Annotated in this window: 12 protein-coding genes; 4 read left to right on the forward strand and 8 right to left on the reverse strand. The window is 76.5% G+C overall.

What is annotated here, in order from left to right; translation table 11 throughout:
- Window positions 1–62: 62 nt before the first annotated feature.
- Both OO48_RS27645 and OO48_RS27650 read left to right on the forward strand, forming a co-directional pair.
- On the forward strand, window positions 63–419 hold the full coding sequence (locus OO48_RS27645) for a hypothetical protein (RefSeq protein WP_157845549.1): 357 nt from the start codon (window positions 63–65) through the stop codon (window positions 417–419).
- 775 nt (window positions 420–1,194) lie between these two features.
- Window positions 1,195–2,160 (forward strand): DUF389 domain-containing protein, encoded by a 966-nt coding sequence (locus OO48_RS27650; protein ID WP_051732928.1) that lies wholly within the window; start codon window positions 1,195–1,197, stop codon window positions 2,158–2,160.
- Window positions 2,161–2,250: 90 nt separating this feature from the next.
- On the opposite strand, the gene OO48_RS27655 is transcribed toward OO48_RS27650, so the two are convergent.
- From OO48_RS27655 to OO48_RS27675, 6 genes are all read right to left on the reverse strand, one after another.
- Entirely contained in the window at window positions 2,251–2,493 is a 243-nt protein-coding gene (locus OO48_RS27655) for a chaplin (RefSeq protein ID WP_033221095.1), read from the reverse strand.
- Between the two features lie 255 nt (window positions 2,494–2,748).
- A complete protein-coding gene (locus tag OO48_RS27660) occupies window positions 2,749–3,159 on the reverse strand; it encodes an SRPBCC family protein (protein WP_033221096.1) in 411 nt (136 codons plus the stop codon).
- An 86-nt stretch (window positions 3,160–3,245) separates the two neighbouring features.
- The gene (locus OO48_RS38600) at window positions 3,246–3,407 is read right to left on the reverse strand and encodes a hypothetical protein (RefSeq protein ID WP_157845550.1); all 162 of its coding nucleotides are present in this window, start codon (window positions 3,405–3,407) and stop codon (window positions 3,246–3,248) included.
- Window positions 3,408–3,490: 83 nt separating this feature from the next.
- Window positions 3,491–3,793, reverse strand: a complete 303-nt coding sequence (locus tag OO48_RS27665; protein ID WP_033221097.1) for a hypothetical protein — start codon at window positions 3,791–3,793, stop codon at window positions 3,491–3,493.
- Between the two features lie 6 nt (window positions 3,794–3,799).
- On the reverse strand, window positions 3,800–4,063 hold the full coding sequence (locus OO48_RS27670) for a hypothetical protein (protein ID WP_051732930.1): 264 nt from the start codon (window positions 4,061–4,063) through the stop codon (window positions 3,800–3,802).
- Between the two features lie 117 nt (window positions 4,064–4,180).
- Window positions 4,181–4,681 (reverse strand): TspO/MBR family protein, encoded by a 501-nt coding sequence (locus tag OO48_RS27675; RefSeq protein WP_033221098.1) that lies wholly within the window; start codon window positions 4,679–4,681, stop codon window positions 4,181–4,183.
- A 151-nt stretch (window positions 4,682–4,832) separates the two neighbouring features.
- On the opposite strand from OO48_RS27675, the gene OO48_RS27680 reads away from it, so the two are divergent.
- On the forward strand, window positions 4,833–6,062 hold the full coding sequence (locus tag OO48_RS27680; protein ID WP_033221099.1) for a PP2C family protein-serine/threonine phosphatase: 1,230 nt from the start codon (window positions 4,833–4,835) through the stop codon (window positions 6,060–6,062).
- A gap of 108 nt (window positions 6,063–6,170) precedes the next feature.
- Window positions 6,171–7,355 (forward strand): amidohydrolase, encoded by a 1,185-nt coding sequence (locus tag OO48_RS27685; protein ID WP_033221100.1) that lies wholly within the window; start codon window positions 6,171–6,173, stop codon window positions 7,353–7,355.
- A 69-nt stretch (window positions 7,356–7,424) separates the two neighbouring features.
- Here the strand turns inward: OO48_RS27685 and OO48_RS27690 are convergent, their stop codons facing one another.
- Together OO48_RS27690 and OO48_RS27695 are read right to left on the reverse strand one after the other, a co-directional pair.
- Entirely contained in the window at window positions 7,425–8,555 is a 1,131-nt protein-coding gene (locus OO48_RS27690; RefSeq protein ID WP_051732932.1) for a carboxylate-amine ligase, read from the reverse strand.
- Window positions 8,556–8,736: 181 nt separating this feature from the next.
- A complete protein-coding gene (locus tag OO48_RS27695) occupies window positions 8,737–9,309 on the reverse strand; it encodes a hemerythrin domain-containing protein (RefSeq protein WP_033221102.1) in 573 nt (190 codons plus the stop codon).
- Window positions 9,310–9,588: the final 279 nt, after the last annotated feature.

The following is a 9,588-nucleotide window of genomic DNA, read 5'->3' on the forward strand; positions in this document are numbered from 1 at the left end:
GGGGGCTGTCACAGTGGGCCGGGCGCGGGCCACTGGGGCCGGGCGGGAACGAGGTGGGACGGATGAGGAGACGACTGGCAGGGGTGCTGCTGGCCCTGGTGCTGGCGGGCGGCGGCGCCGTGTCGGCCGGCGGCACGGCGGCGGCGGCCACGACGACGGCGGCGGTGGCGGCGCCGGGGACGGCCGCGGTCGCGGCCGGGCAGCAGGGGCCCGCGGCGGTGCCGGCGGCCGGGGGGCGGGCGCAGGTGTCCGCCGGGCAGCGGGCGCAGGAGCCCGTGCAGCTGGCGAAGAGCTCGGCGAAGAAGAAAAAGAAGAAGTCCAAGGGCGGCCTGGTCCGCTTCCTGCTGGTGTCGGTCCTGGTGGTGGTGTGCGTCGCCGTGGTGGTCTGGCTGATCGTCCGCCGGAGCCGTCGCTCCTGAACCGCCACCCCCGGCACCGGTGCACCGGACATCGGCCGGTGCCGGGGGGCCGACTGTGATCACGCTCTGATGCACTCACGGGGGGACCGATGCAGAGACCTGGATGCCTGGCGCTCTCGGTGAGTGCCGCCGTCCTGCTGGCCCTGCTCGGCTGGGGTGCGAAGTCGATGCTCGACTCGGCGTTCGGGCCGCCGGACGACCACGTCGCGGCGACCGACTCCCGGGTCTGCCCGCAGACCGACGGCAACAACCTCTCCTTCTACGAGGCGACCGGACACTTCGGTCTGGCCGTGCCCCCCACCGCCACGAACGTCGTCTTCACTGCCACCGTGGGGGGTTTGCAGGGGGAGAGCAGCCTGGAGCTGCGCTTCACCACCACGCCGGGGGACCTCGCCGCCCTCCTCACGGCCAGCCGTTTCGAACCACCGAGCGGGACCACGAGGCCCCTCACGGGCGGCTGGACCGGCTACACCCCCCGGAACGCCCGTCCGACCGGCGGAGGGCCCCTGCGACCTGACCCCGCCGGTCCGGCCCGGCATGGCGTACAGCCAGGACGGCCCGGACAGCGGCAGGGGGTCCAGCCCCCGGTCCCTCGCGGTGGACGGCACGACCGATCCGGCGCACCCCGTGGTCTGGGTCTCCGGCACGGACCTGTGACGACCGGGGCGGGTCGCCCGCCCCGCCGGTGGCGCACCGTGGTGGTGCCGCCCCGGCGGGCGCTCCCGGGCAGAGCACTAGGGTGGGCGCTGACCGCGCCGCCCGCCCGGAGGATCCCGTGCTCCAGCTCCGCCTGATCGTTCCCCCCGACCTGCGCGAGCAGGTCCTGGAACGGCTCGACTCCAGCGTCGGCGTCGCCCACCTCGCGGTGCTGCCCGGCGGTGCGGTGCGCCCCGCCGGAGACCTGGTGCTGTGCGACGTGGCCCGCGAGGCCGCGGACGAACTGCTGGGCGAGCTGCGCGGGTTGGGGCTGGACGAGCGCGGGGCGATCAGCCTGGACGAGGTCGGGCTGACCCTCTCCCGCGCGGCCGACGAGGCGGAGCGGGAGGCGCCGGGCGAAGGGGCCGACGCGCTGGTGTGGGAGGAGGTCTCCGAGGTCGTCCAGGAGGAGTCGACGCTCAGCGGGGTCTTCCTGGCGCTCCTGACGGTCGCCACCATGCTCGCCGCCTGCGGCGCGGTGCTCGACAGCGCGGTCCTGATCGTCGGCGCGATGGCGGTGGGCCCCGAGTTCGGGCCGCTCGCCGGGCTCTGCGTCGCCGTCGTGCGGCGCCGGGGCCGCCCGGCGGTCCGGTCCCTGCTCGCCCTGGCGGTCGGCTTCACGGTGGCGATGGCGTTCACCGCGGGCTTCTCCCTGCTGATGGACGCCCTGGGGCTGTTCAGCGACGCCGAGTTCGCGGCCGCGCGGCCCAACACCTCGTTCATCTGGCAGCCGGACGCGACGTCCTTCGTCGTCGCCTTCCTGGCGGGCATCGCGGGCCTGCTCTCGCTCACCTCCGCCAAGTCCTCCGCCCTGGTCGGCGTGGCGATCTCGGTCACCACCGTCCCCGCCGCGGCCAACGCCGCCGTGGCCGTCGCCTACGGCGAGTACGCCCAGGGCTGGGGGTCGGCCGTGCAGCTCGCCCTCAACCTGTCCGGCATCGTCCTGGCCGGCGTCCTGACCCTGCTGGTCCAGCACGGCGCCTGGCGGCTCGTCCGCCGCGGCCCGGGGAACGCCGGACCGGGCGCGACGGGCCGGACGCGCTGAACCGCCCGGGACGCGCGCAGGCCCCTCCCGGCGCCGGGAGGGGCCTGCGCGCTGCCGGCGGGTCGCGGTGCGGACCCGTCGGCGGGGGCGTCAGCCGATGTTGGCGCAGTGGTTGCCGAACGCCGGGTTCAGCGCGCCGATCACGCTGATGCTGTTGCCGCACACGTTGACCGGGATGTGCACGGGGATCTGGATCAGGTTGCCCGAGAGGAAGCCGGGCGAGCCGGCCGCCACGCCCTCGGCGCCGGCCGACGCGGAGGCCGCTCCGGCGGTGCCCAGGACGGCGGTGGCGGCCAGCGCGACGACGGCGAAGTACTTTCGGGTGCGGGACATGTCGACTCCTCGGTGTCGGGAAGGGCGCCGTCCCCGGCGGGGCGGCACCGGTGGTTCGGGTGCTCGGGCCGACGGCGCGCGCGGATGGCGTGCGACGCGTCGGCCGAGACGTACTGTCCCCCCGCCACCGCCCCCGGTCCGCCGCCGACGGGCCCCGACGCGGCCCGGCCACCCGTGCGGCCCAGTCCGGCCACCCGTCCGGAGGACGCCGTCCCGGTCGGACGGGCCCCCGGCGCCCCGGCTCCCGGGCCGGGGTCAGCCGGCGCCGTCGACCCGGAGGCGGACCTGTTCCTCCAGCCGGCCGAGGCTCTCGTCCAGCTCCTGCTCGACCGTCTCGCGCGGGGGCGCGGAGTCCTCGTCGAAGAAGGAGAGGTGGACCGTCACCTGGCTCGTCCCGGCGTCCAGGCCGGCCACCTGGAGCCAGCCGGCGTAGCGCCCGTCGTCGCGGGTGCCCCACTCCATCCGCAACTGCTCCCGCCGGGTGTTCAGCAGGGCGCGTTCGTCCGTGCCGTCGCGGTCCTCGTGCACGGTCGCCGCGGGCGGGTCGTCGACCCGGACGTGCAGGTCGCGGGGCATCCACGCGTCGAACCGCCCCGGGGCGGTCGCCTCGTCGAAGACCGGCTCCGGGAGGGCCGGCATGGTGCGGGAGCGTTCGTACTCGGTCATCCGCTGCTCCTCTGGGGTAGTGCCCGGATCGGGCGGTCGGCGGTCGGTCGGTCGGGAACGGGTTCGGGTTCGGGGTCGGCCGGGGATCAGTCGGGGGGGTCGTCCTCGCCCTCGGCCTTGGCGGCCCCGGCGGCCGTGCGGTTCTGCTCGGAGGTCGGGCCCTCGGTGGGGTCGCGGCCCTCCTCGTCGGCCGGGGCGGTGCCGGGCGTCTCCGGCTCGGTGCCGGGCGTGCGGTCGGGGTCGGTCATGGCGGGCTCCTTCGGTCGTTCCTGGTGCACCGGTCGTTGCGGGTCGCCGGGCGGATGCCCGGCGGGCGGAGGCGCGCGCCCGCTCAGGGGCGGGGGGCCCGGCGGGTCCACGGGCGGCCCCGGTCCCGGCCGCGAGTGGCCCCGGCGGTGCAGCGGGGGCAGACGCGCTGGATGCGGTCGGCGGCGCCGCCGCTCTCCGGGCGGACGTCGGGCCAGGCGACGTGCGGGAACCTCAGGAGCTGCGAGCGGTGCAGCGACAGGCCGCACAGGGTCTGGTTGGTCCCGGGTTCCCACGCGTGCGCCTCACCGGCGGGCAGCCGCCGGTTGTCCTCCTCGTCGAACCAGGCTCCGGAGGCGGCCACCGCGTAGCCGGGGGGTGCGGGCACGGCCGTTCAGCCCCGCCGCCCGGGGCGGTCCGGCCCGCCGTCCTCCCGGTCGCCGGGCTCCTCGGACTCGTCCTGGTCGGATTCGTCCCGGGGGTCGGTCTCCACGCCGGTGAGCGGGTCGCCGTCCGCCGTTCCCCCGCCCGACCGGTAGCCCTCGCGGGCGGAGGCGGTGCCGGGGACGGTGCGCTCCTGGGCCTGCTGTTCGCGGCCGCTAGATCCCCCCGGGCCGCCGGGGCCCGGGGGCTGGGTGCCGGGTGTGTGGGGTGCCATCGGATCGGCCTCTCCTTCGGTGGGTCGGGCCGCCCGGTGCCGGGCGGCCGGTCGTGCGCGTCTTTCCCGCCACCGGAGCCGGAAACGCCGGGGCCGGCCCGGTGGCGGGGGGCTCGCTCAGCCGTTGCGGCGGGCCAGTGACCCGCTGAGCGCCGTGGCGAAGAGGCACCACGCGGCGTAGGGGACGAGCGCGGTGGCGGCCGCGGGATCGTGGCGCGCCGTCCGCCTGATCAGCCACAGGGTGTCGACGTTCAGGAGGACGCTGCCCGCGACTCCGGCGGCGGGGCTGCGCAGGCCGAAGAAGAGCCAGGTCCAGCCGGCGTTCAGCGTCAGGTTCGTCCCGTACGCGGCGGCCAGGGCGGTGCGCTCGCGGCCGCGGGCGCGGCCGAGCGCGTGTCCGGCGCTCCACGCGATCGAGGCGTAGAGCGGGGTCCACACGGCCGGGAACACCCACGACGGGGGCTGCCACCGGGGTCTGTCCAGCGAGCGGTACCAGGGCGTCGCCGGGCCGGCCGCCCGGGCGCCCACCAGGGCGGCGGCCGCCACCGCCAGGGCGGCTCCCGCGTACGGGGCCGCGCGCCGCGCTCTCGCCGACCGGGTCGTCCACTTGGTGCGCATGCTCCACGTGTGTCCGGCGCTCCCCCGTCCATGCGCCCGTCCGCGCGCCCGGTCCCGCGTGCCCGGGCGGAGCGCGGGCCGCCCCGGGGCGCTCGTGCCTATCGTGGAAGCACTCCCCGACCGGGAGCCCGCGGCATACGGCAGGTGGATCGTGAGCGGACCCGTCATCGACTACCGGGCCGTCTTCCAGGCCCTGCCCGGTGCGGCCGCCCTGCTCTCCCCCGAGCTGGTGTTCGCGGACGCGAACGAGGCGTACCTGCTGCTGTCCGGGCACGACCGCGCGCAGCTGCTCGGGCGTTTCCTGTTCGACGTCTTCCCGGACAACCCCCACGACCCGGGGGCCACCGGCGTGCGCAACCTGTCCGCCTCGCTGCGGCGCGTCGCGGCCTCCGGCGAACGCGACACCATGGCCCTTCAGCGCTACGACGTGGAGGACCCCGAGCGGCCCGGGCGGTGGCGGGAGCGCTACTGGAGCCCGGTCAACGTCCCCGTCCTCGGCCCGGACGGGGAGGTGGTGCTCCTGCTGCACCGGGTCGAGGAGGTCACCGAGCTGATCAGGGCCCGCAGCGCCCCCGGCGGCGACCGGAACCGGGTCCTGGAGGCCGAGCTCTACACCCGGGCCCGGGAGCTCCAGGGCGTCAACGAGCGCCTGCGCCGGGCCCACGCCCGCGAACGGGAGGTGGCCCTGCACCTGCAGGAGGCGATGCTGCCCGCGCCCCACCCGCTGGGCCACCACCGGGCGGCCGTGCGCTACCGGCCCGCCGCCGGGGCGCTGAACGTCTGCGGCGACTGGTACGACCTGGTCGACCTGCCCGACGACGGGCGCACCGCGGTGGCCGTCGGCGACGTGGTCGGGCACGGGCTGCGCGCGGCCGGGGTGATGGGCCAGCTGCGCAGCGCCCTGTCGGCCGCCTCCCGGGTCGCCGCCGGCCCCGCCCGGGCCCTGGAGGTGCTCGACCGGTACGCCCGCTCGGTGGACGGCGCGGAGAACACCACCGCCGTGTCGGTCTTCATCGACTGGGCCGACCGCACCCTCGCGTACAGCAGCGCCGGGCACCCGCCGCCCGCGCTGTGCGGGCCGGACGGGGCCGTGTCCTTCCTGGAGCTGGCCACCGACCCGCCGCTGGGCGCCCGCCCCGAGTACGCCGGCCGCCCCCAGTCGCGGACGGCCTTCGCCGAGGGTTCCGTCCTCGTGCTGTACACCGACGGCCTGGTCGAGCGCCGTCGCGAGGACATCGACGCCGGCCTCGACCGGCTGGCCCGCTCGCTGGTCCGCCACCGCCGTGCCGCCCCCGGGCCGCTGGCCGACGCCCTGCTCGCCGACCTCGTCCCGCCCGCCGGGCTGACCGACGACACCGCCCTGGTCGTGCTGCGGCTGTGAGCCGCCGGTCCGCGACCGGGCGCGGGGCGGGGGGGGCGGCCCAGGTGTGGAGGCGGCGGGGCGTGGCAGACGGGTGGGGACGGTACGCGTCGAGCCTCGGGAGCCCAGGTGCCTGACACCCACGATGACCTGTACGAACGTGTCCGCGAGGAGGTGCGCCTCCGGTCGGGGGAGCTGTGGGGGGTGGCCCGCGCCCTGCACGCCGATCCCGAGTGCGCCTTCGCCGAGCACCGGGCCGCCGCGCTGCTGACGGGCGAGCTGGAGCGGGCCGGCTTCGAGGTGCGCCGGGGCGTGGCGGGACTGCCGACGGCGTTCACCGCCTCGGCCGGCCGGGGCCGTCCGGCGGTGGCCCTGCTGCTGGAGTACGACGCGCTGCCCGGGCTCGGGCACGCCTGCGGCCACAACCTGATCGCGGCGGCCGGGCTGGGGGCGGCGCTGGCGGCCCGCGCGGTGCTGCCGGAGGACGCCGGGACGGTGGTGGCGGTCGGGACGCCGGCGGAGGAGGGCGGCGGCGGCAAGGCCCTGGAGGTGGAGGCGGGGGTGTTCGACGGGATCGACGCCGCGCTGATGTTCCACCCCGGCGTCCACGACTGGACGCACGCGGTGCTGACCGCGCAGGAGCAGTACCGGGTGACGTACCACGGCCGCGCCGCCCACCCGACGGGCGATCCCACGCACGGCATCGACGCGCTGGCCTCGCTGGTCGAGCTGTTCAACGTGCTGTCCGCGCTGGGCCGGCGGCTCCCGGCCGCCTCCCACGTGCAGGGCATCGTCACGGCCGGGGGCACGGCGACGAACATCGTGCCCGACCTCGCCGAGGGCCTGTTCGGGCTGCGGGCCGCCACCACCGCCGAACTGGACGACCTGGCGGCGCGGTTGCGCACCTGCGCGGAGGGCGTGGCCACGGCCACGGGCGCTTCGGTGACGGTGGAGCGGGCCACCGTGCGCTACGAGCACTTCCGGGACAGCGCGGTGCTGTCCGAGCGCTTCGCCGCGCACCTGGCCGGGGCGGGCATCACCCTCACCCCGCCCCGGCCGGGGGTCCTGCTGGGCTCGTCGGACGTCGGCAACGTCAGCGCGCGGGTGCCCGCCATCCACCCGTTCGTCGCGATCATGGACGAGAGCGGGTCCGACCACACCCCCGAGTTCGCCGCCGCCGCGGCCTCCCCCCGGGCCAGGTCGGTGCTGCTGTCCGTCACCGAGGCGCTGGCCCGCACCGCCGTGGACGTCCTGCTGGACGCGGACCTGCGGCGGGCGGCCTGGGAACGGCACGGGACCGCCGGGGCGCGGTAGCCGCCCCGGCGGTGCGGCCCGCCCCGGCCCGGTCCGTGCGCTGGTCCGCGCGCCGGGCCGGGTGCCGGTTCACGGGGCGGGTTCGCCGTCGGGCTCCCCGGACCGCGTCCCGGCGGTGACGTCGGTGATGAGGTCGACCAGCCCGGTGCGGCCGTCGCGGCGCAGCGCGCGGCGCTGACGGACGGCGCCGTTGCCCTCGGTGAGGAAGCGGCTGAGGCCGGACTCGACCGTGGCGGTGTCCCCGGCGTCGCGGAGCGCGGGGCCGAGGGCGTCCAGGACGCGGTCCACTACCGTCGGCGGGGAGTCCAGCGTGCCGGTGAACGGGTCGTAGAGGCGTTCGGTGCAGCCGTGGCGGGCGGCGTACCAGACGGCGGCGGCCAGTTCCTCGGGGTGGGGCGCCGGGGGCGCGGCGGCGCGGTCGGGGTCGGTGCGGAGGGTGGTGACGACCGCCCGGACCAGACCGGCCAGCATCACGGCCTCGTCGACCCGGAGTTGGACGTCCATCGCCCTGGTCTCCACGGTGGGGTACCGCTCGGAGAGCCTGGCCTGCCAGTAGAGCTGGCCCGTGTCGCCGATCAGCCCGGTGTCGACCAGGGTGCGGATGCGCTTGTCGTAGTCGTCGGCGCCGTCGAACAGCGGGGGCACCCCGGTGACCGGCCAGCGGCTGAAGACCACGGTCCGCCAGTCGGCGAAGCCGGTGTCGACGCCGTTCCACAGCGGCGAGTTGGCGGACAGCCCGACGATCAGCGGCAGCCAGCGGCGCAGGCCGTTGAGGACGGCGACGCCGGCGTCGCGGTCCGGCACGCCGACGTGCACGTGCATGCCGGTGATCAGCTGTTCGTCGGTCAGCCGCGGGGCGGTCGCGCGCAGGGTGCGGTAGCGGGGGGTGTCACTGACCGGCACCGACAGGCGGTCGGCGAAGGGCGCGGCGCCGCAGGCGGCCAGTCGGCAGCCGTGCTCGGCGGCGGCGGCCGCGAGGGCGCCGCGCAGCCGCTCCAGGTGGGCGCCGACCTCGTCGAGCGTCTCGCAGACCGGGGTGGCGATCTCCAACTGGGCCTGTAGCAGCTCGCGTTGCACCTCGGACCGGTCGATCTCCGGTTGCAGGTCGGCTGCCCGCCGGACCTGTTCGGCCCTGGCCACCGGCACTCCGGTGTCGGCGTCCAACAGCAGGTACTCCTCTTCCACACCCACGGTCACCATGTGGGGCGGCTACCCCCGGGAGGTGTGTCCAACCGTGGTTTTCCACCCGGCCCGGGGTGATCGGCCGAGGGACGGCCGGGCGGGAGCGCGCGACGGCCCCCGGCCCGTCCGCGGGTGCGGAGGGGCCGGGGGCCGTCTGCTGCGCGGGGCGCCGGGCGTCGGACCGCCGGGCGGTCCGGTCTCAGTCGCGGTGGTGGGCGAAGGCGTCCTTGGCCCGGTCCAGCAGGGAGGCGAACGGGCCCACCGTCCACTGCAGGGCCGGTTTGCCGGCGGTGCCCGGGTGCGGGTGGGTCGGTGCGATCCGCTCGGCCGCCAGGAGGCGGCGGCCCATCGTCCGGCGCTGTTCCGGGTCGCAGGAGGCCCGCAGGGCGGGGAACTCCTCCGTCTCCTCGTGCCGCGCGTGGGCCTCGACCGCCAGCTGGAAGGCGGCCAGTTCGGCGTCGAACTCGGGGCTCGCCACGTCCATCTTCTCCAGCTCCAGCAGGGCGCGGTTGGCCTCGGCCTCCTCCTCGTTGCGGGCCGACACCTCGCTCTCCCCGGCCGCGCGCTTGGCCGCGGGCCGCACCACCATCTCCTCGCCGGTCTCGTGGACCGCCAGCAGCGCCCGCAGTTCGTCGAACGCCTGCTGCTTGTGCTCGCCCTGCGCGGCGCGGACGTCGGCGAACAGTTCCCGGATCCGCCGGTGCTGCGCCAGCAGGACGTCGACGACGTCCTCCTGCTGCGCCGTCCCGGTGCCGGTGGTCGTGCCAGTCATGGTCTGACTCCTCTCGTGGCCGGACTCGGTCGGCAGTCGTCTCACCGGCCGGGTCCGGGCCAAACGGGCATTCCGCCCGAGCCTGCCGACACGCCGGTACCGACCACGAATCAACGGAAAGAACGTTGACTTGCGTTTGTTTTTGTTGGAATCTGTTCGAGTATCGACGGCATGACTGCGGGAGGTCGAAGGGCATGGGCAAGTACCTGGTCACGGGCGGTGCCGGTTACGTCGGGAGCGTGGTGGCGGCGCACCTGTTGGAGGCGGGTCACCGGGTGA

Origin of the sequence: Kitasatospora phosalacinea (assembly GCF_000716545.1) — a bacterium.
Lineage (GTDB): Bacteria > Actinomycetota > Actinomycetes > Streptomycetales > Streptomycetaceae > Kitasatospora > Kitasatospora phosalacinea.

What these genes read in the sequence shown, in the direction of transcription:
- OO48_RS27645 (WP_157845549.1), top strand. Translation starts at nt 63, where the DNA reads ATGAGGAGACGACTGGCAGGGGTGCTGCTGGCCCTGGTGCTGGCGGGC.
- OO48_RS27655 (WP_033221095.1), bottom strand. Translation starts at nt 2,493, where the DNA reads ATGTCCCGCACCCGAAAGTACTTCGCCGTCGTCGCGCTGGCCGCCACC.
- OO48_RS27660 (WP_033221096.1), bottom strand. Translation starts at nt 3,159, where the DNA reads ATGACCGAGTACGAACGCTCCCGCACCATGCCGGCCCTCCCGGAGCCG.
- OO48_RS38600 (WP_157845550.1), bottom strand. Translation starts at nt 3,407, where the DNA reads ATGACCGACCCCGACCGCACGCCCGGCACCGAGCCGGAGACGCCCGGC.
- OO48_RS27670 (WP_051732930.1), bottom strand. Translation starts at nt 4,063, where the DNA reads ATGGCACCCCACACACCCGGCACCCAGCCCCCGGGCCCCGGCGGCCCG.
- OO48_RS27675 (WP_033221098.1), bottom strand. Translation starts at nt 4,681, where the DNA reads ATGCGCACCAAGTGGACGACCCGGTCGGCGAGAGCGCGGCGCGCGGCC.
- OO48_RS27690 (WP_051732932.1), bottom strand. Translation starts at nt 8,555, where the DNA reads ATGGTGACCGTGGGTGTGGAAGAGGAGTACCTGCTGTTGGACGCCGAC.
- OO48_RS27695 (WP_033221102.1), bottom strand. Translation starts at nt 9,309, where the DNA reads ATGACTGGCACGACCACCGGCACCGGGACGGCGCAGCAGGAGGACGTC.